Source organism: Mycobacterium sp. NS-7484, assembly GCF_001953975.1.
Classification (GTDB): Bacteria; Actinomycetota; Actinomycetes; order Mycobacteriales; family Mycobacteriaceae; genus Mycobacterium.
The window spans coordinates 1-20,648 of the sequence record NZ_MBEJ01000078.1; the positions used below are offsets into that span (position 1 = coordinate 1).

The following is a 20,648-nucleotide window of genomic DNA, read 5'->3' on the forward strand; positions in this document are numbered from 1 at the left end:
CGTCACTCACATCCGTCCGCAGTTTGAGGTACTCCGGCGAACGTCGCAGTTCGTGCGCGTCGACGCCGGTTCGCGGCAACTCCACCGGCAGGTCCAGCGCGATCTTTCCCGGCCGCCGGGTCAATACCACGATCCGCGACCCCAAGAACGCCGCTTCGTCGGCGCTGTGCGTCACGAAAACCGTAGTGCGGCCCGACTCCGCGCTCACCTGGCGGACGTCTTCCTGCAACCGCTCACGGGTCAGGGCATCCAGCGCCGCGAACGGCTCGTCGAGCAGGAACAGCGGCGTCTCGGCGGCCAGCGCCCGGGCGATCGCCACCCGCTGCTGCTGCCCGCCGCTGATCTCCCAGATCTTGCGGCGAGCGGTACCTTCCAGCCCGACGCGCTCCAGCAGCTCTTCGCGGCGCTCCGAGCGTCGTTCACGCGGCACACCGGCGTACTTGAGCGCCAGATCCACATTGCCGCCCACCGTGCGCCACGGAAACAACCGTGGTTGCTGGAACACCACGCCGGAAGTGACGCCAGGCGTCGGGCGGGTGCCGGACACCTCCACCTGGCCCTGCGGTGTTTCGAACCCGGCGATCAGCCGCAGCAGCGTGCTCTTACCGCACCCCGACGCCCCCACCAGGACCAGGAACGATCCGGCTTCGACATCGAGATCCACCGGACCGAGCGCGGTGACCTCCTGCGCTCCACGCCCGTAACGGTGGGCGACGTTTTTGATCTTCAGGCCACCGGCAACGTCACTGTTTGGCAATGACATCGGGCAACCCCTTCGTGTAGATGGCGTCGGAGAACGTCTGCAGCGGAGCTGCCTCGGGAATCTGTTTCTGATCCGCCAGGAACTGCGAGGCGCTCTGCAGGTTGGCAGCGAGGTTCCCCGGCGCGCCGTCGGTGCCGAGCCACTCGGGTGAGGCCACCTCGTCCGGGGTCAGGTAGACACCCTGTTTCAATTGTCCGGCAACATCTTCCGGGCTCAGGGCGACCTCGGCGGCGATCGCCTTGGCTGCGGCCTGCGGATCGTTGTGGATCACATCCAGCGCACGCGCCTGCTGTTGCCGCCAGATGTCGACGACCTCGGGATGCGCGTCGGCGAACTCGTCGGACACCACGGCGAGATCCAGCGTCGGCTTGCCGTCCTTGGCCAGCTGCCGGCTGGTGATGAGATCCTTGCCGGTCTTGCGTAGCTGGTCGAGGGTGGGCAGCCAACTGTAGGCCGCGGCGATGTCGCCGCGGTCCCAGGCCGCGAGGATGGCCTGCGGCTGCAGATCGATCAGCTGAACATCATTGGGCGACAAGCCGTTCTGGGCCAGAGCGGCTAGCAGACTGTAGTGCGCGGTCGACGCGAACGGGGTGGCGACCCGCTTACCGCGCAGATCGGCGATGGAGTTGACGCCGGCGCCGTCCCGGGCCACCAGCGCCTCGTTGTCCCCGGCGACGTCGAGGACGAACGCCACCTGGTACGGAATGTTGAGCGGCGCGGACAGACCACGGGCGACCGGGCTGGAGCCGATCGAGGCGAAATCCAGTTCCTTGGCGACGAACGCGGTGTTGACGTCGGCGCCCGAATCGAACTTCGTCCACTTGATGTTGTAATCCGGCAATGCCTCTTCGAGCCACTTGTTGTTCTTGACGATCAGATCTCCGCTCGGAAAGGATTGGTAGCCAAAGCGAATGGTGGGTTTCGTGGAGTTGTCTCCGGAGTGGTCCACCGCGCAGCCGGACAGCGCGACCATCGAGATCGCGGCGGCGGCCAGCAATGACTTGAATTTCATATCCGTCCTCTCCAGGGAACAGCGCGCCGCTCCACGGCGCGCAAACCTCCATCGATCACCAGACCGGAGATCCCGATGGCGAAAATCCCGACCAGCACGACCGGGGTGTTGTTGTAATTGCTTGCGTCCTTGACCAATCCGCCGATACCGGGGATACCGTTGAACAGTTCGGCGGCCACCACCGACGAATAGGCCATGCCGACAGCCAGGCGGATTCCGGTGAAGGTCTCCGGCAATGCCGAAGGCACCACGACGTCGCGGATCACCTGGGCCTGGGTGGCGCCCAACGCCCGGGCCGCCTCCTGCAATCCGACCGGCGCGGCCACCACGGCCGCGGTGGTGGCGACCGCGGCCGGTGGCAACGCTGCCAGCGCCAGCAGCGTGATCTTGGGTGCCTCGTCGATGCCCAGCCAGATCACCAGCAGGAAGAAGTAAGCCAGCGGCGGCAGCGCTCGTAGGAACGTCAACCACGGTTCGAGCACGCTGCGCAACCACCCGACCGAGCCCATCAGCAGTCCGAGCAGCACGCCGAGGACCACGCCGATCACCACACCGGCCAACACTCGGCGCAGCGTCATGTAAAGGTGCTCGGACAACAGGTATCCGGCGTAGCCGCGGACGCCGTCGTGGGTGGTCGAGACGTCGAGAAAGGCGCGCCAGACCGCCGACGGGTACGGCACGAACGTCTGGTTCCAGATGCCGGCCCACGCCACCAGTTGCCACACCGCGAGGAACACCACGACCGACAGCACTGGCAGGGCGAGGTGGATCAGCGGGAAACGCCCGCGGGATGACGGCGCGACCCGACGCGGCTCGGCTTCGGACTCGCCGGCGGTGATATCGACGAAGACAGACACTTCTGGACTGCTTTCTGTTGCTGAAGCGGGGGGTTCAAGGCTTCAGCGACGACAGCATCCGGGCAGCGTCTCGTTCACCCGGGTATTGGTACCGGCCGGGATCGCCGTGGTGAAGGGCTGAAATCCCGGTGAGTTTTATCGGCAGCTCAGGTGGTCGCGCGGATCGCGTAGCGGGCACTGAGCAGGACCAGCGTCGTGGTGACGACGAACAGCGGCCACCCCATCGCCAGGCGCGCCACCGCGAGCAGCCCGTCCTGGCCCGTGTCGTAGAGGTAGTTCTGCACCAGGAAGCGCGACCAGGACACCGTCGCCAAGACCGCGGTGACGACATTGAAGACCAGCCGCACCCCGGGGACCTGGCGCCAAGTGCCGTCCCGGCCGGTGGCCCAGGCCCAGATCACCCCGACGAGGGGACGCCCGACGAGGATCGAGCCGGTCATCACGATGGCCGAGGCCAGCGACATCCAGATGCCCGGCAGGTAGAAGTCCTTGGCCTGCCCGGTCACCAGGGCCAGCAGCGCACAAGCCGCCACCCCGACGAATCCCCACAGCGCCGGTCTGACGGACTCGCGGCGCAGCACCTGCCAGCCGAGGACGACGGCCGCGGTCACCAGCGCGGCGATGATCGCGGGCACCCGCCCCGAGAGCGCGGAGACCGTCGCGTACACGGTCACCGGCAGCGCCGAATAGACCATGCCGCTGACACCGCCGACACGGGCCATCAGTCCGTCGAGTGGGGAATCCTTCATCGGATATTGGGCCTCGCGTTCAAGATCGGGCAGGTCCCCATCGAGAGTACCGAGCACGCGCGTGGCTACCGCTGCAACGATCCCGCGGTGCTTGACTGATGGATGTGAGACACGTGCAGGGACGCATCTGGCGGTCCGGGAAACCGGTCGACGGTTTCACGTTCTCGGCCATCTCCGAATGCCTGGCCGACGAGGACACGCTGATCTGGGCCGACATCTACGATCCCGATCACGAGGCGCTTCGGGAACTCGCCAAGGAACTCGGCCTCAACACGTGGGCCGTCGAAGATGCCGTCGCCCCCAAGGAGCGCACGAAAGCGTCTGTGTACCACACACATACGTTCTTCACGGTGTATGCGGTGGACGTCCGGGAGCCCGATGGGAACGCCGAGCCGTCCACGTCGCAGTTGGTGAAACACCGCATCTCGGCATTCGTCCTGCCGCGCGGTCTCATCACCGTCCGGCTGCCCAGTGTCAACGGTGCGGCCACAGAGTTCGACGTCAACGAGGTGTCGCGCCGCTTCGACGATCTCGGTGGCCAGCGCTACGGCGTCGGCGCACTCGTGCACGGCCTGCTCGACGTCGTCGTCGACGGGCACTTCGAAGCCGTCGAGGCACTCGACGACGCCATCGAATCCCTTGAAGACGAACTGTTCGACGAGCGCGGTCCCCGGCGCGGCCTGCAACGGCGGACCTTCACACTGCGCAAGGACCTCGTCGAGCTGCGGCGGGTGGTGTTGCCGATGCGCGAAGTGGTCAGCACCATTCAGCACCGCAGGCTGGATTCACCCACCTCGCCCGAACTCGATCCCCTTTATGCCGATCTGTACGACCACGTCCTGCGGGCCTCGGAGTGGACCGAATCCCTGCGGGACATGGTGACCACGGTCTTCGAGACCAACCTGTCACTGCAAGACGCCCGGCTCAACACGGTGATGAAGAAGCTCACCGGGTGGGCCGCGATCATCGCGGTGCCCACGGCCGTCACCGGCTTCTACGGACAGAACGTGACCTACCCGGGAATCGACACCGTGGCCGGGTTCGTCGTCAGTAGCGCCCTGATCGTGGCGCTCGTCGTATTGCTGTACGTGATGTTCAAACGCCGTGACTGGTTGTAACGATTCAGTAGGAACTTCGCGGGCCCGCCCTCGAGGGGGGAGCGCAACAGCGGTTACGCAGATGGGAGACTCTTCTCCAGTCCAACCAACAGATCGGACCGGAGTCGATGATCATCGGGATACCGCGCGAGTCCCTGCCTGGGGAAACGCGCGTTGCTGCCACACCTCAAACCGTCGGGCAGATTGTCAAGCTCGGCTACACAGTAGTCGTGGAGTCTGGCGCGGGTGCCGCCTCGAGTTTTGCCGACGGGGCCTACGTAGACGCGGGTGCGCAGATCGGCCAGGCCTGGGACGCCGACGTGGTGTTGAAGGTCAATGCACCTGAGGATGACGAGATCGCCAAGCTGCGCGATGGTGCGACCTTGGTCAGCCTGATCTCGCCTGCGCTCAAGCCCGAGCTTGTCGAGAAGTTGTCGGCCCGCCCGATCACGGTGCTGGCCATGGACGCGGTGCCGCGTATCTCCCGCGCCCAGTCGCTGGACGTGCTGTCGTCGATGGCCAACATCGCCGGCTACCGCGCGGTAATCGAGGCCGCCCATGAGTTCGGCCGGTTCTTCACCGGTCAGGTGACCGCAGCCGGCAAGGTGCCCCCGGCCAAGGTGCTCGTCGTGGGTGCCGGTGTGGCCGGCCTGGCCGCCATCGGTGCCGCCGGCAGCCTGGGTGCGGTGGTGCGCGCCACCGATCCGCGCCCCGAGGTGGCCGATCAGGTTGCTTCCCTGGGTGGCGAGTACCTGGCTGTCGATCCGCAAGCCGCCGAGGTGTCGGCCACCGGCTACGCCAAGGAGATGGGCGACGACTACAAGGCGCGCGAGGCCGCGCTGTATGCCGAGCAGTGCAAGGACGTCGACATCATCGTCACGACCGCGCTGATCCCCGGCAAGCCCGCACCGCGCATCATCACCGCCGAGATGGTGGCCTCGATGAAGCCGGGCAGCGTGATCGTCGACATGGCCGCGGCCAACGGCGGCAACGTCGAGGGCACGGTCAAGGACCAGGCGATCGTCACCGACAACGGTGTGACGATCATCGGCTACACCGATCTGGCCGGGCGTCTGCCCGCTCAGGCCTCACAGCTCTACGGCACCAACCTGGTGAACCTGCTCAAGCTGCTGACCCCGGAGAAGGACGGCAAGGTCGTCCTGGACTGGGACGACGTGGTGCAACGCTCGGTGACGGTGGTGCGCGACGGGGAGATCACCTGGCCGCCACCGCCAGTGCAGGTCTCGGCGGCCCCGGCCGCCGCCCAGCCGGCCGCGGCCCCGGTGGTCAAGGAAGAGAAGCCGCCGATGTCGACCGGGCGTCGGCTCGGGATCACGTTCGCCGCGGCAGCGGTGATCTTCGCGCTGATCGCGGCCTCCCCGGCGGCGTTGCAGGTGCACCTGACGGTGTTCGCGTTGGCAATCGTGATCGGTTACTACGTAATCGGCAATGTGCACCACGCGCTGCACACCCCGCTGATGTCGGTGACCAACGCGATCTCGGGCATCATCGTCGTCGGCGCACTGCTGCAGATCGGCCACGGCAACCTCCCGATCACCGTCCTGGCCTGCGCAGCGATCCTGCTGGCCAGCATCAATGTATTCGGCGGCTTCGCGGTGACGCGTCGCATGCTCGCGATGTTCTCCCGCAGCTAGAACCTGCGTGCCCACAAGAACTTTGGAACGGATTCCATGCTCACCTTAGAAAACGTTGCCACGGCCGCTTACGTCGTCGCAGCACTGCTCTTCATCCTGGCGTTGGCCGGATTGTCCAAACACGAAACCTCGCGCGCCGGAAACAGTTTCGGCATCGCCGGTATGGCGATCGCCCTGATCGCCACCGTCGCGCTGGCCTTCGACCGCAAGATCGAACCGCTGGGCCTGGCCCTGCTGGTCGGCGCGATGATCGTCGGCGCGGCGATCGGCCTGTGGCGCGCCAAGGTCGTCGAGATGACCGGCATGCCCGAGCTGATCGCCCTGCTGCACTCCTTCGTCGGTCTGGCCGCCGTGCTGGTCGGCTGGAACGGTTACCTGCACGTCGAAGGTGACCCCGCCGGCGCCGAAGCCGCAGCGCTGGCCCGCGACGGCATGCTGGGCATCCACTCCGCCGAGGTGTTCATCGGCGTGTTCATCGGTGCGGTGACCTTCACCGGTTCGATCGTGGCCAACCTCAAGCTCTCGGCGCGCATCAAGTCCGCCCCGCTGATGCTGCCCGGCAAGAACGCCCTCAACGTCGGCGCGCTGGTGGTCTTCATCGCGCTGACCGTGTGGTTCGTCATCGATCCGCACCTGTGGCTGCTCGTGGTGGTCACCGTGCTGGCCCTGCTGCTGGGCTGGCACCTGGTTGCCTCGATCGGCGGCGGCGACATGCCCGTCGTGGTCTCGATGCTCAACAGCTACTCGGGTTGGGCCGCGGCGGCCTCGGGCTTCCTGCTCGGCAACGACCTGCTGATCATCACCGGCGCCCTCGTCGGCTCCTCCGGTGCCTACCTGTCCTACATCATGTGCAAGGCCATGAACCGCTCGTTCATCTCGGTGATCGCGGGCGGTTTCGGGATCGAGGCCGGCCCGGCCGAGGACAAGGACTACGGCGAGCACCGCGAGATCAACGCCGAAGGTGCGGCCGAGCTGCTCGCCCACGCCGACTCGGTGATCATCACCCCGGGCTACGGCATGGCCGTCGCGCAGGCCCAGTACGGCGTGGCCGATCTGACCCGCAAGCTGCGTGAGCGCGGGGTCAACGTGCGCTTCGGCATCCACCCCGTCGCCGGTCGCCTGCCCGGGCACATGAACGTGCTGCTGGCCGAGGCCAAGGTGCCCTACGACATCGTGCTGGAGATGGACGAGATCAACGACGACTTCGACGGCACCTCCGTCGTCCTGGTCATCGGCGCCAACGACACCGTCAACCCGGCCGCCGCCGAAGACCCGGGCAGCCCGATCGCTGGCATGCCGGTGCTGACCGTGTGGAACGCCGACAACGTCATCGTGTTCAAGCGGTCCATGGCCTCCGGCTACGCCGGTGTGCAGAACCCGCTGTTCTTCCGCGAGAACACCCAGATGCTCTTCGGCGACGCCCGTGACCGCGTCAACGACATCCTGGCGGCCCTGCCCGCTCCGGAGCGCGTCTAGTTTCACTGCCGAGCAGACACAAAACCGTCCCTTTTTCTCGGAAGAGGGACGGTTTTGTGTCTGTTCGCGGATAAGAATCGACCCATGAAAATCGTTGTGCCGGCGTGGATGCAGCACATGTACGACGTCCACCATTACGCGCCCGCGGTGATCGACGGCGAGCACCTGCGCTGTTCCGGAATGATGGGCATCCGTCCCGACATGTCCTTGCCGGACGACCCACGCGACCAGTTCACGCTGGCGTTCGAGAACCTGCGCGGACTGTTGGCCGAGGCCGGCCTGACGTTCGCCGACGTCGTTTCGATCACCAGCTACCACGTCGGCCTGCAGCAACACATCCAGCTTTTCGGCGAGGTCAAAGACGAGTTCGTGGCGGCACCCTATCCGGCCTGGACCGCGGTCGGTGTCAGCGAGCTGGTGTTGGGGGCGTTGGTCGAGATTCAGATCCTCGCCCGGATGCGCTGAACGCCAACCGCTCCGACGCACTCACTGTGGGTGAGCGGGCCGGAGCGGTCGGGGCGTTCGAGGGACTACATGTTCGCCCGGTCCTCGTCGATCCTGTCCTGGTCGACGATGCTTTGCACGTCACCGTCGAGATCAGAGGTGATGTTGCCGGTGATCGTTCGCTGGAGCTTGTTGATGGTGGCATCCGCCTTCAGATACCCGGTGTGCTCACCGGTCACGGTGATATCGGCGAGGTAGTGGATGGATGACTGGCTGGCGGTGGTGTTCGTCGATTCGGTGCCGTTGAGGATCATCCCGGCTTCGTTGACGTAATCGGTATATGTGACCGTGCGAGTGATGTGGCCCGTGGCATCGGTGACCTCACTGACGACCGCGGTACCACCGCCCGCGCCGGCATACGTTCCTGTCGGCGGTAGCGGCGCCGCGCTCGGGACGTAGGTCTTGAGTTCAGGCGCCCAGGTGGGATCCGGCGTCACCCGATCGCCCTCCACCGGCCCAACGCTGGTGGTGTACTTCAGGTTGGCGATGACGAGCCGGGATTCGCCGGTTGGACTGGCCTCCCAGAAGCTCACCGCGTCTCCGGTGTTGTTCCAGCTCGCCATGCTGCGCGCGGTGTATCCGTCGCCGTCGACGAACAATGGAATCCCGTTCTCGCCCTTCAGGTCATCCTCGACCGCCAGTGCCCACTCCTGGTTCGAGATGTTCATGCCATCCGAGGAGCCGGCATAGGCCTGGTACACCGCGCCCTGAATGTCGGCGGGCAAGAACGCCGGCCGCACAATTCGCGTCATCGGCGTGAGGGCGCCGTAGCCGCGGGTACTGCCGATGGCGATCCATTCCTGGTTCGGTGAGAGGTCGGTGTCCTCGTCGTAGTCGAGATTGCCGGTCAGCCGGGTGACCTCGCCGGTCTCCAGGTCAACCACGATGTCGTCGACATTGCCCGCCTCATAGCGGCCGCCGAGGATGATCACGCCCTTGCCGTCCGGCGTCCACTGTTTACCCTCGCCGACGGGGTAAACCACCCGGGCGTCGGCAATCTCGTAACCGGCGTCTGTCCGTTGCAGCTTGCCGACCACCGGTACCGCGGTGATGAGACCCTGCGGCGTCATCTGAATCTGGCTGAACAGCACATGCGTTCCGTCGGGCGAGATCCGCATCTCACGCTGAGGATCGAGAACGCGTGCGCCGGCCGGTGGGGTGATGACCGGAACCAGCCGCCTGCCGTCGACACCCTCTTCGTAGACGACATAGGAGTTCGGGCTGGTTGTCACCTGGATCATCAATCGTCCCGAACCATCCTGGAAGGGAACAACTCTCGACAAGCCGGCGGTGACTTCTGTGGACACACCGCAGGTGATGCACTCCACCTTCGTGCCGTCGACGCTGATCCGGTAGATCTCCTGGCGGCCGCCGTCGGCGGGCGTGGCCCCGAAGTAGATGGACTGCCCGTCTTCGGAGAACCGCGGGGTGTTGGGCTTCGTGATGCCGTCGGGCAGGTTCAGGATCACCCGCTCGACAGTGGGATTGAGCACGGTGACGTCGAGATCTTGCTGCGCAGTCCGGGGTTTGAACAGGCTGAGCAGATTGACCCGGTTGCCGTCGGTGACCGAGACCGTGAACGTATCCGTCTGCGCCGCATCGTAGTTGATGTCGTCGGGGGTGTAGGTGAACTCACCCGTCTTCTGATCGATCGTCAAGGTGCCATGCTCGGGCGCCTTCGTCACCGTATACGTCAATGCGTCACCCTCGGCATCGGTCACCCCGATGTTGCCGGTCACCGTCTGCCCGGTCTGCACGGTGGTCGTCGGGCTGCTGATCACCGGCGCCTGATTGAACAGATTGCGCCGCACCCAGCCCAACACTGCCCACGCCATCGGGGTGAACGGCTCAGGAGAATCCGGGGACGGCGCCAGGAACGGATTCAGCAGATTCGTCACGATCCCGTTGAGCACGCCGGCCGGATCCGGCGTGGCCACCTGATTCTTCGGCGTCACCACCGCGGCAGTGGCGATCTGTGCCTTCGTACCACTCGACACGGCGAACGACTTGGCCTCACGCACGGTAGCCGCCAGCTTCGGCACGGCGAGTTTCTCGGTGATCTGCTCCGAAACCGTGTCGGCGATCGTGCCCGTGACCTCCTCGACGCGCTCAACTGACCTCTTGATCGTCTCGCTGACGTCCACTCGACTCACCGGTGCGGCCGACTGTGCAGTGTCCGAGGTATGGGAAGAGGCAACCCTCGGTGTGGGGTCCGGCGCCGCCACGCTCGGCTTGTCGCTGTGCAACGAGAGGTCCAGCACCGTCGACCGAACTTTGTCTGGTATCGACGACAGCGCCTTCAAGGGCGCCTCGATCGCCTCGGACAACGACGTTGTCTTGCTCGGTTCCTCCTGGGCGCCTGCGGTTTTTGTGTCGCTGTCGGTATCGGTGTGCTGCGCCCCGCCACTGCTCGAGACGGTGACGCCAGGCGCCACCTCCCGGGCGGACGACGTCTTTCCTTGCCGCTTCGGCTTGCCGGCTTTCTTGGCCTTCCCCACCGTGGGGCCGGTCTTGTCTGTGGCGCCGGACCCCGCTCGCTTCACCGCCGAGTCCTCTCCGGACGACGCCGAGTTCGCCGCACTCGTCGTCGAGGAGTCCGACGAGGAGGTTCCGGTCGTATCCGCAGCGGCGACGCCAACGCCGGTGGCGAGTGCTGCGACCAGCCAACCGGTCACCACGACACCGCTGTATGCACCGATACGCGCGGTAGTTTGGGATGTTCGACGTGACGGCGTCGAGCTTGCCGGCGCGCTCGACGAACGCGAGGTGAACGAGGGATTGATGAGCGGATTGCTAGCGGTCATGGCGCGGCTCCGATGCCCTAGATGCCTATTTAATTTCTGTGACGAACTTAATAGCAAGATATTGTTCGAGGCGTCAAGGAGGTTCTGCTGAACCGGTCAGAATCGGCGCGGCGGGAAAAGCAGGTGCTGCACCTGCTGCATCGCCAGCGCGTCGTTCACCTGCTTCGAACCGAGGGACCGCTGGCCCGAGCCGACCTCGCCGACCAACTGGGCCTCAGCCGGCCCTCGATCACGGCCATCGTCGGCGAGTTGATCGACGACGGCACCCTTGTCGAGCTGGATTCCCGCGTCGAGGGGCCGGGTTACCGCGGTCGTCCACGCAAACTGCTCGGCTGCAACCCCCAGGCCCGACGAGTGCTGGGCATCTGGATCGACGAGCGTCGCGCGCGTGTCGTCGTCGCCGACGCGACCGGCACGATCTTCCGTGAAGACGAGACCCCTACCCCCGGAAGGACCCCGGCATCGGTGATCCGTTCGATCATCCGGATCGCCACGCAGCTGATCGACGACCCCAGTGGGGGTCCGGTCGCCGCCGCCGGAATCTGTTTGCCCGGATTCATTGATGGCACAACGGGATTGGTCGTCGAATCCGCATCACTCGGCTGGTCCCGCGTGGAGCTGGGTGGACCGATCTCCCGCGCGCTCGGCATACCGACGGCGGTGCAGGACACCACGCAAGCCATGACGCTGGCCGAGACGATCGCCGGCGATGCCCGGGAGGTGCGTTCGGCACTGGTGCTTGATTGTGGAGGACATGTCAATGTCGGCCTGATCATCGGCGGACGGCCGTACACGGGGGCGACGGGGGTGGCCGGAGCAGTCGGACACATGCCGGTCTCGGGCAGTGATGCCCAATGTTCGTGCGGCAGAACCGGTTGCGTCAACGCCAGCATGTCGCTACACGCCATGCAATCGGTCGCCCCGCACACCGAAGGTGTGCCACTGAAGGATATCGACCTCGACGCCGTGGCGCAGGAAACGAGCCGAAACACGAACGCCCAGAAACTCATTCGGGAGGTCATCGATCGCATTGCACACACCGCCATCCTGATGGAGGCGGTTCTCGATCCGGAGGTTCTGATCCTGTCCGGGCTCATCACCGAGTTCGAGGACCTCATCGACGCCCTCGAAACACGCATCGAGGAGATCCGGCCGCCCGAAAGACGTGGCCGCACGGCGACCGTACGGTCCCAGATCGGCCGGGATTACCGGGTGGCGGTCATCGTCGCGCTGCAACAACTCGATCCAGACATCGCCGGCCTGGTGCACACCCCGACACCGTAGACCAGGCGGCTGGGTACAGTCCTACCGAGAAACTAGGAGATGCAACTATGCCGGTGGACCGCCTACTTCCCTCCGATGAGGCTCGTGACCTCATCGAGCTCACCCGTGACATCGCCGACAAGGTCCTCGACCCGATCGTCGACGAGTACGAACGCGACGAGAAGTACCCCGAGGGCGTCATGGCCCAGCTCGGCGCGGCCGGGCTGCTGAGCCTGCCTCAACCCGAGGAGTGGGGTGGCGGCGGGCAACCGTATGAGGTCTACCTGCAGGTTCTCGAGGAGATCGCCGCGCGCTGGGCCGCCATCGGCGTCGCGGTCAGCGTGCACAGCCTGTCGTCGCACGCGCTGCTGGTGTTCGGCACCGACGAGCAGAAGCAGCGCTGGCTGCCCGGCATGCTCTCCGGGGAACAGATCGGCGCTTACAGCCTGTCTGAGCCGCAGGCCGGATCCGACGCCGCCGCGCTGAACTGCAAGGCCGCCCGCGACGGCGACGCATATGTGCTCAACGGTTCCAAGGCCTGGATCACCCACGGCGGCAAGGCCGACTTCTACACGTTGTTCGCCCGCACGGGCGAAGGGTCGAAGGGCATCTCCTGTTTCCTGGTGCCCGGGGATCTCGACGGGCTGAGCTTCGGCAAACCCGAGGAGAAGATGGGTCTGCACGCGGTGCCCACCACGTCGGCCTTCTACGACAACGCCCGTCTGGATGCCGACCGGCTGATCGGCGCCGAGGGCCAGGGTCTGTCGATTGCGTTCTCCGCGTTGGACTCCGGCCGGCTCGGCATCGCCGCGGTGGCCGTCGGCATCGCCCAGGCCGCACTGGACGAGGCGGTCCGGTACGCGAATGAGCGAACCACGTTCGGCCGCAAGATCGTCGACCATCAGGGCCTCGGGTTCCTGCTGGCCGACATGGCCGCCGCGGTGGTCAGTGCGCGGGCCACCTACCTGGATGCCGCGCGCCGCCGCGATCTCGGATTGCCGTACTCCACGCAAGCCAGTGTGGCGAAACTGGTCGCCACCGACGCCGCCATGAAAGTCACCACCGATGCCGTGCAGGTGTTCGGTGGCGTGGGCTACACACGGGACTTCCGGGTCGAGCGGTACATGCGCGAAGCCAAGATCACCCAGATCTTCGAGGGCACCAATCAGATTCAGCGCTTGGTCATCTCGCGGGGGCTCAGCTCCTAAGTGCCGCGGACTGGGCTCCTGAGTGCCGCGAGCAGACGTAAACCGGTAGCTTTTCGGGCGAAACAGTACGGGTTTGTGACTGCTCGCGGAGGGACTAGAGCGCTGGGCTCCTGACGAAGTCGGTGACCGCGGCCAGGAACTGCTCGGGCTGCTCGACCATCGGGCTGTGCCCCGAATCTTTGATGACCACCGGCGGCAGCCCGGCTGCCGTATAGCGCGCGACGTTGGGCTCCGTCGGGGTCAGCACGTCGTGTTCGCCCCACAGCACGAGTACCGGCTTGTCCAGTGCGGCAAGTGTTTCCGCGACGGGTGAGGCCTCGGCTTTCGAATCACAGACTCCGGCGTAGGTGAGGCTCTCCAGCGAACGATGGGCAAACTCCGGCACCGGGTAGTCAGCGGCGAACCCAGTCTGCAGGGAGCTTTCGGTGATGGCGTCGACACTGCGGAACCGATCCAGCGCAGGCCCGATGACAGGCCAGCACACCATCGCTCCGAGGAGGGGCATCGTGACCAGATCGTCGGCGCCGGGGGTGTCGGACACCACGATGCGCTCCACCAGATCGGGGTGCTGCTGTGCCAACGCAGCGGCGACCTTTCCGCCCATCGAATGCCCGACCAACACGGCCTCGCGCACGCCCAAGGCCACCAGAGCGTCGTGCACCGCGGAGGCCTGCCCCTCGGCCGCGTAGTCCGCCGCGTCGTTGGGTGCCTCGGAGCCACCATGGCCCACCAGGTCGATCGCGATCACCCGCTGATCGCGGGCCAGGTGCGAGGCCACGCGATCCCACCACTCGATCGACGCCGAATACCGGTGCAACAACACCACCGCGCGCTCCCCCGGCGGTCCGTACTCCCGCACGTTGAGATCCGGTCCGTCCAAGGTCAGCACATGTCCGCCGGCCGACGCCTCGGCCGGGCGATGTGCCCTGGTCACCAGGAGTTCGTTCAACAGCAGCGCGAGCACCGCCAGCACCAGCATGCCCACAGCGATGCGCAGTTTCATGGTGCGCACGGTAATGCTGTGACAGCCGAATTGACCAGGGATTTTCCCCGGTGCGAGCAGCTTCAGCGAACGGCCTCATAATGGCAGGTGCCATGAATGCACCTGCGCACGCCACCAATGCTCCCCGGCACCGGATGCCGCGACGGGGCGTGCAGGTCGCCCGCCGTGCCGCCATCGGTCTGACCGCGGCCGCTGTGCTGGCCGGAACCGGTATGGGCTGGGTGACCTACCACGGCGCATTGGACGGCATCACGACGTCCAATGCGCTCGAAGGCGGACCGGTCTCCACCGGGGACACCGAGAACATTCTGATCATGGGCCTGGACAGCCGGCTGGATCAGCACGGCAACCCGCTCCCCGAGGACATCTATCAGGCACTGCACGCCGGCGACGAGACCGTCGGCGGATACAACGCCAATGTGCTGATCGTGGTGCACCTGCCCGGTGACGGCAGCCCGGCCACCGCGTTCTCCATCCCCCGCGACGACTATGTCGAGCTGGCGGGCTGCGACGTCGACCCCTGCAAGGGCAAGATCAAGCAGGCCTACGGTTGGGCCTACCAACGCGAGATGGAATCACTGGAGTCCGATTCCGAAGAAGACACGTCGACGCACGAGCAGCAGGCCCGCGAAGCCGGGCGCCGAGCCCAGATCGCCACGGTCCGAAACCTGCTGGGCATCCCGATCGACCATTTCGTCGAGGTCACCCTCGGCGCCTTCTTCCAGATCGCCAAGGCGGTGGCACCGATCACCGTCTGCCTCAACGCCGATACCGCAGACCCGTACTCGGGAGCCGACTTCCGCAAGGGAGTTCAGCAGATCGACGCCGCACAGGCCATGGCCTTCGTTCGTCAGCGTCGCGACATCAACGACGAGAACTTCACCGACCTCGACCGCACCCGGCGCCAGCAGGCGTTCATCGCCGCACTGGTATCGGCCCTCGGCAAGAGCGGCGCGTTGTCCAGCCCGAGCAAGCTGCGTGAGCTGCTTGACGTCACCAAGCAGAACGTCGCGCTGGACTCCGGTTTCGACCTGGCCAGCTTCGCCAGCCGCGCCTCAGCCTTGACCGGCGAACCGCCCACGCTCTACACCCTGCCGATCAAGGAATTCGGCCAGAACTCGCTCGGCGAGGACATCAACATCGTCGACGTCCCGACGATCCGGGCCATCGTCCGTGACCTGGTCAGCGACACCGGCCACGGGAGCACCGCCCCTACCGCACCCGCGCATGTGCTCGACGGACACGGTGCGGTGCTCGACGTGATCAACGCCTCCACCTACACCGGCTTGGCGGCGCAACTCGAAACCACCTTCGGGGCAGAGGGATTCATTCAGGGACAGATCGGTGACGCCGAATCCCTGGCGGCCGTCACCACGATCGACTACGGGACCGGCGCCGAGGACGCCGCGCAGTCACTGGCCGAGGAACTCGGTCTGATGACCACCCCGTCCTCCGAGATCGTACCCGGGACAGTGCAATTGACGCTGGGCACCGACTTCCCCGGCGACGAGTACCTGACCGGATCCAGCGATTCGGAGTCGCAGTGGGATTCGAGCACGGACTCGAGCTGGGATTCGACCGCCGCGACGTCGACGGAGGAGACCACCTCCAGCACACCGGTGACCACGGTGGCTGCAACGGCGACCGGCACCAAATCCGCGGCGCCCACGGATCTGAGCCAGATGAAAGTATCCGGCGTTCCGTGTGTGAAGTAGCCGCGGCTACAACGTGACCCGCACCTGTGTGCCGTAGCCGAGCTCGGAACTGATGGCCATCGAGCCGCCCATGGCCTCGATGCGGACCTGCAGCGAGGCTAGGCCGATGTGTCCCTCGGCAACGGCCCGGCTCACGGTCGACGGGTCGAAGCCGCAACCGTCGTCGGCCACGGTCAGCAGGACCCGCCCGCCCGACGGGTGCAGACCCACCGAGATCGTGCGGGCCCCGGCATGCTTGTTGATGTTGGACAGCAGTTCGCGGGCTGCGCGGTAGAGCAGCGCCTGTCCGTCGGGGTGGCCCACATCTTCGAGATCTGCCCGCACCGTCAGATCTGGACGATTCTCGTACTGGCGCAACAGTTCCCGCACCGCAGGCGTGAGGCCCAGCTGTGCCAGCACCTGCGGATGCAGTGCCGTCACCGTGGACCGCAGGCCGGCCGCGGTCTCCTGCAGTGCCGCATGCACCCGATCCAGCCCCGGATCGGGGTTGTGTTCCCGGATCTCGTCGAGGTCCAGGCGGGCGGCCAGCAGGGTTTGCAGTGGTCCGTCGTGAAGGTGTTCGGCCAGTTCGGCATTGCGCAGGTCGTCGGCGCGGGTGGACTCCGACACCAACTGGCGCCGGACTTCCTGCAGCGCCTGCACCCGGGCGGACCGGCGGGCCAACACGAACGACAACGCGGCCGACGCGACCGCCAGCCAGGCCAGAAACCCCACGTGCATGTAGACGATGTCGGGCAGGCCGACGTTATCGTCGCGCTTGGAGTACAAGATCCACACCGCCAGGTAACCCAGCGCCGTGCTGGCACCGAGCAGCGCGGTGAGCCACGGACGGTCTTGGAACGCAACGGATATCGGTAGCAGGAAGAACACCGGCAGCAGCGCGGCGGTGGCGCCACCGGAGACGGCACACAACGTGACGAGCACCAGCACATCGACTGCGGTGGAAGCCCATTCGGCCCACGGCGGCATCGGTCCGCGGAACACCACCACCAGCCACAGCACCGCCACGGCAGCATAGACACTCAGGATCACCGCGTACAGGGCCGGCAACCAGTGGTCGACCTCCCACACCGAGACCAGCACCACGATCAATCCGATCAACGGGAGCCGCAGCAGGGCCGAGACCCGGACGGGCTGAGTGGTGAAGAACTCGACGACGCGCCCGTTGCCCATGTCAGTCCAGCAGCCGGCGGCGCATCGCCTCGGCGACCACCGCACCGCGATCGCTTACGCCCAACTTCTCGTAGAGCCGCTGCACATGCGTCTTCACCGTGGACGGAGCCAGATACAGCTCTTTGGCCATCGCCGGGATCGAACGACCCTTGGCGATCAGATCAAGCACCTCGCGTTCGCGCGGGCTCAGCGCCGGCACGTCGGGCTCGTTGCGGCGACGGATCTCACCGGCCAGTCCGGCGGCCAGGTTCGGATCGAGGACGTCACGTCCTTTGGCGCAGGACAGCACCGCGTTCACCAGCTCGCTGCGCGTGGATTCCTTGGACAGGAACCCGGCCGCGCCCTGCTGCAACGCGGTGTAGACGATGGCCGACTCGTCATGTGCCGAGACCAACAAAACGCGGGTCGGCAACTCGTCGCGGCTGACCGCGGCGGCCACCTGCGCCCCGTCGAGCTGCGGCATCCGGTAGTCCAGCAGCGCCACCTGCGGCCGGTGGGTTCGGATCAATTCCAATGCGTCGGCACCGTTGTCGGCCTCGGCCACCACGTCGATCTCGCCGCTGGAGGTCAAGGCGCGCACCACGCCCTCGCGGAACATCGGGTGGTCATCACCCACCACCACCCGCACCTTGCCGGTCATGCGGCTCAGCATCGCACAGCCCGCCCGGTGATCAGCGCGTTTAGAGTCAGCCGTATGCATTCCGACGAGCTGCACTGGTTCGTGGTGCTCGCTGAAACCGAGCATGTCACCGACGCCGCAGCCGAACTCGGCATCAGCCAGCCCACGCTGTCGCGCGCCCTGGCCCGGATCGAGGAGCAGGTGGGGGTGCCGCTGTTCGACCGGGTGCACCGGCGGCTGCGACTCAACGCCTACGGGCACATCCTGTTAGAGCATGCCCGCCGCAGCATCGCCGAAATCCGTTCGGCCACCGAGCGGATCGCCGAGCTTCGCGATCCCGACACCGGCACCGTGCGGCTGGCGTTCCTGCATTCGCAGGCCGGCTGGTTCGTACCGGATCTCCTGCGCCGGTTCCGGGTCGAGGCGCCGCTGGTGCGCTTCGACCTGTTCCAGGGGGCCGCGCACCACATCGTCGAACGCCTGGCCAACGGCGAAGCCGACCTGGCGATCACCTCACCGCGGCCGGACGGCTTTCGCTGGCGCGGGCTGTATGTGGAACGGCTGTGCCTGGCGGTGCCGCGCGAACATCGGTTCGCCCGTCGGGCGCGGATCCGGCTGGCCGACGCCGGCGCCGAGCCCTTCATCGCACTGGCGCCGGATTTCGGGCTGCGCCAACTCACCGACGAACTGCTGGCCGAAGCGGGGATCGCGCCGACGGTGGTGTTCGAGGCGATGGAGATTCCGACCATGGAAGGCCTGGTCGCCGCCGGGTTCGGTGTTGCCGTCGTCCCGGTGCCCCGCCCCGGGCGCACCGAACCGGGCGCCGCGTACGTGCCGCTGTCAGAGAGCTCGGCCAAACGCCAGATCGGTCTGACCTGGAACGCCGACCGGCAACTCCCGCCGGCGGCGGCCCGCCTGGCCGACTTCCTTATGCAGAATGTGCATAAGGGTGACTAATTCCATGCATTGGACACATCTTTGCCTGCGACTTACCGTCGACTGAGTGACCACCTCCCCCACCTCCGTCCAGTGGCAGGGGCACACGCGTGGCTCGACTGAGTACCGACGTCTGCTGGCGGCCCTGTTCTGCGCCGGCGTCGCAACCTTCGCCCAGCTGTACTCGCCGCAGGCCGTCCTGCCGCTGATCGCGCGCGACCTGGGCACCGGCGCCGCGCACGCCGCCCTGACCATCTCGGCGGCCACGGTTGGTCTTGCGCTGGGCGTGATTCCGTGGTCGGCCCTGGCCGACCGCATCGGCCGCGTCCAGGCGATGACGATATCCATCACCGCGGCAACGGTTCTCGGCCTGATCGTGCCGATGGCCCCGAACACCGAATTGCTGCTGTCCGGCCGGCTGGCCGAAGGGTTGATGCTGGGCGGGGTGCCGGCCGTCGCGATCGCCTACCTCACCGAGGAGATCGATGCCGGGCACGCCGCCCGCGCGGCAGGCACGTACGTCGCGGGCACCACGATCGGCGGGCTGGCGGGCCGCCTGGTCACCGGACCGATCGCGGAGTTCGCCGGCTGGCGGGTCGGCGTGCTGGTGGTGGCGGTGCTGTGCGGTCTGTCGGCATTCGCCTTCGTCAAGCTGGCCCCGCCCGCGCGCGGCTTCACCCCGGCCCGCACCCACGACCTGCTCCGGCGACTGACGGACAACCTACGTTCACCCCGCCAACTGGTGCTCTACAGCCAGGGCTTCCTGCTGATGGGCGGGTTCGTGGCGATGTACAACTTCCTCGGCTTCCGGTTGATGGCGGCGCCGTTCGGACTGCCGCAGACCGTGGTCAGCCTGGTCTTTCTGGCCTACCTGTCGGGCACCTGGGCCTCGGCCCGGGCCGGTGCCGAGGCCGGCCGGTTCGGCCGCAAGGCCGTGCTGCTTGGCTCGATCGCCACGATGGTCACCGGTGTCGCTATCACGTTGGCCGGCAACGTCTTCGCGGTGCTGGCCGGGCTGGTGATCGCGACCGCCGGGTTCTTCGGCGCGCATGCCATCGCATCCGGCTGGGTCGGCGTCGCCGCCGGCACCGGCAAGGCCCAGGCCTCGTCGCTGTACAACCTTTTCTATTACGCCGGGTCCAGCGTCATCGGCTGGGTCGGCGGCCTGGCGTTCGACGCGGCGGGCTGGCCGGCCGTGGCCGCCACCGTGATGGGGCTGGCGGTGCTGGCCGGGGCGCTGGCCTGCACGCTCGGCTACCACCGCGGCGAGCCGCGTAATTACCACCGCGGCGAGCCGCGTAATTACCAGAGCGGCGAGCCGCGCAACTACCAGAGCTCGATGTCGCGGCCGTACTCCGATTCCGGGCGCGGGCCGAAGTAGCGCCGCTGCGACTCCTCGATCCGGACGTCGTTGATGCTGGCCTCACGGCGCGACATCAGCCCCTCCGGCGTGAACTGCCACAGCTCGTTGCCGTAACTGCGGTACCACTGACCGCCGGCGTCGTGCCATTCGTACTGGAACCGCACCGCGATCCGGTTCTCCCGAAAGTCCCAAAGACTTTTGCGCAGAACGTAATCCAGTTCGCGCTCCCACTTGGCGGTGAGAAACTCCACGATCTGTTCGCGCCCGAGGATGTGCTGGTCACGGTTGCGCCAATGCGAATCCGGCGTATAGGCCAGGCTGACCCGCTGCGGGTCGCGGGTGTTCCAGGCATCCTCGGCGGCTTGAACCTTCTGCAGCGCGGTGTCCAAAGTGAAGGGTGGGAACGGCGGGCGGCTTCCAGCGGAGCTTCCGGTCATGCCACCTTTCTACC

At 66.5% G+C, this 20,648-nt stretch carries 19 protein-coding genes; 10 read left to right on the forward strand and 9 right to left on the reverse strand.

Annotation, left to right across the window (positions count from 1 at the left end; genetic code table 11):
* From A5733_RS13770 to A5733_RS13785, 4 genes are all read right to left on the reverse strand, one after another.
* Positions 1–763: ABC transporter ATP-binding protein (locus A5733_RS13770; RefSeq protein WP_142253988.1), on the reverse strand; the 763-nt coding region annotated here is incomplete at its 3' end.
* On the reverse strand, positions 744–1,775 hold the full coding sequence (locus A5733_RS13775; RefSeq protein WP_076240520.1) for a glycine betaine ABC transporter substrate-binding protein: 1,032 nt from the start codon (positions 1,773–1,775) through the stop codon (positions 744–746). The genes A5733_RS13770 and A5733_RS13775, both read right to left, overlap by 20 nt.
* Positions 1,772–2,632: an ABC transporter permease gene (locus A5733_RS13780; protein ID WP_076240521.1), complete on the reverse strand. Its 861-nt coding sequence runs from the start codon at positions 2,630–2,632 to the stop codon at positions 1,772–1,774. The genes A5733_RS13775 and A5733_RS13780 overlap by 4 nt, the downstream gene beginning before the upstream one ends.
* 146 nt (positions 2,633–2,778) lie before the next feature.
* Entirely contained in the window at positions 2,779–3,381 is a 603-nt protein-coding gene (locus A5733_RS13785) for a DUF3159 domain-containing protein (protein ID WP_076240590.1), read from the reverse strand.
* A gap of 104 nt (positions 3,382–3,485) precedes the next feature.
* On the opposite strand from A5733_RS13785, the gene A5733_RS13790 reads away from it, so the two are divergent.
* The 4 genes from A5733_RS13790 (at position 3,486) to A5733_RS13805 (ending at position 8,074) form a co-directional block, all read left to right on the forward strand.
* Positions 3,486–4,499 (forward strand): magnesium transporter CorA family protein, encoded by a 1,014-nt coding sequence (locus A5733_RS13790; RefSeq protein WP_142253996.1) that lies wholly within the window; start codon positions 3,486–3,488, stop codon positions 4,497–4,499.
* Positions 4,500–4,606: 107 nt separating this feature from the next.
* Positions 4,607–6,133, forward strand: coding sequence for a Re/Si-specific NAD(P)(+) transhydrogenase subunit alpha (locus A5733_RS13795; RefSeq protein ID WP_076240523.1), 1,527 nt, complete (start codon positions 4,607–4,609; stop codon positions 6,131–6,133).
* A gap of 36 nt (positions 6,134–6,169) precedes the next feature.
* Entirely contained in the window at positions 6,170–7,609 is a 1,440-nt protein-coding gene (gene pntB, locus A5733_RS13800; RefSeq protein ID WP_076240524.1) for a Re/Si-specific NAD(P)(+) transhydrogenase subunit beta, read from the forward strand.
* Between the two features lie 84 nt (positions 7,610–7,693).
* Positions 7,694–8,074 carry a RidA family protein gene (locus A5733_RS13805; protein WP_076240525.1) on the forward strand — a complete coding sequence of 127 codons (381 nt, stop codon included), beginning with the start codon at positions 7,694–7,696 and terminating at the stop codon, positions 8,072–8,074.
* A gap of 65 nt (positions 8,075–8,139) precedes the next feature.
* Here the strand turns inward: A5733_RS13805 and A5733_RS13810 are convergent, their stop codons facing one another.
* Entirely contained in the window at positions 8,140–10,257 is a 2,118-nt protein-coding gene (locus A5733_RS13810) for an Ig-like domain-containing protein (protein ID WP_233152686.1), read from the reverse strand.
* Between A5733_RS13810 and A5733_RS27920 the strand changes: the two genes are divergently transcribed.
* The 3 genes from A5733_RS27920 to A5733_RS13820 are packed head-to-tail and all read left to right on the forward strand — an operon-like array spanning position 10,235 to position 13,388.
* A complete protein-coding gene (locus A5733_RS27920; RefSeq protein ID WP_233152687.1) occupies positions 10,235–11,008 on the forward strand; it encodes a hypothetical protein in 774 nt (257 codons plus the stop codon). The genes A5733_RS13810 and A5733_RS27920 overlap by 23 nt on opposite strands.
* A gap of 32 nt (positions 11,009–11,040) precedes the next feature.
* A complete protein-coding gene (locus A5733_RS13815; protein WP_076240527.1) occupies positions 11,041–12,201 on the forward strand; it encodes an ROK family transcriptional regulator in 1,161 nt (386 codons plus the stop codon).
* 47 nt (positions 12,202–12,248) lie between these two features.
* Positions 12,249–13,388, forward strand: coding sequence for an acyl-CoA dehydrogenase family protein (locus A5733_RS13820; protein WP_076240528.1), 1,140 nt, complete (start codon positions 12,249–12,251; stop codon positions 13,386–13,388).
* Between the two features lie 94 nt (positions 13,389–13,482).
* Here the strand turns inward: A5733_RS13820 and A5733_RS13825 are convergent, their stop codons facing one another.
* On the reverse strand, positions 13,483–14,391 hold the full coding sequence (locus A5733_RS13825) for an alpha/beta fold hydrolase (protein WP_076240529.1): 909 nt from the start codon (positions 14,389–14,391) through the stop codon (positions 13,483–13,485).
* Positions 14,392–14,483: 92 nt separating this feature from the next.
* Between A5733_RS13825 and A5733_RS13830 the strand changes: the two genes are divergently transcribed.
* The gene (locus A5733_RS13830; RefSeq protein ID WP_076240530.1) at positions 14,484–16,106 is read left to right on the forward strand and encodes an LCP family protein; all 1,623 of its coding nucleotides are present in this window, start codon (positions 14,484–14,486) and stop codon (positions 16,104–16,106) included.
* 6 nt (positions 16,107–16,112) lie between these two features.
* Here the strand turns inward: A5733_RS13830 and A5733_RS13835 are convergent, their stop codons facing one another.
* Entirely contained in the window at positions 16,113–17,279 is a 1,167-nt protein-coding gene (locus A5733_RS13835) for a sensor histidine kinase (protein ID WP_076240531.1), read from the reverse strand.
* A gap of 1 nt (position 17,280) precedes the next feature.
* A complete protein-coding gene (locus tag A5733_RS13840; protein ID WP_082957702.1) occupies positions 17,281–17,931 on the reverse strand; it encodes a response regulator transcription factor in 651 nt (216 codons plus the stop codon).
* Positions 17,932–17,973: 42 nt separating this feature from the next.
* Between A5733_RS13840 and A5733_RS13845 the strand changes: the two genes are divergently transcribed.
* Both A5733_RS13845 and A5733_RS13850 read left to right on the forward strand, forming a co-directional pair.
* Positions 17,974–18,855, forward strand: coding sequence for a LysR family transcriptional regulator (locus A5733_RS13845; protein ID WP_067770074.1), 882 nt, complete (start codon positions 17,974–17,976; stop codon positions 18,853–18,855).
* Between the two features lie 46 nt (positions 18,856–18,901).
* A complete protein-coding gene (locus tag A5733_RS13850; protein WP_076240532.1) occupies positions 18,902–20,215 on the forward strand; it encodes an MFS transporter in 1,314 nt (437 codons plus the stop codon).
* Here the strand turns inward: A5733_RS13850 and A5733_RS13855 are convergent.
* Positions 20,161–20,634 (reverse strand): nuclear transport factor 2 family protein, encoded by a 474-nt coding sequence (locus A5733_RS13855; RefSeq protein WP_067770078.1) that lies wholly within the window; start codon positions 20,632–20,634, stop codon positions 20,161–20,163. The two genes, A5733_RS13850 and A5733_RS13855, sit on opposite strands and share 55 nt — an antisense overlap.
* Positions 20,635–20,648 lie beyond the last annotated feature (14 nt).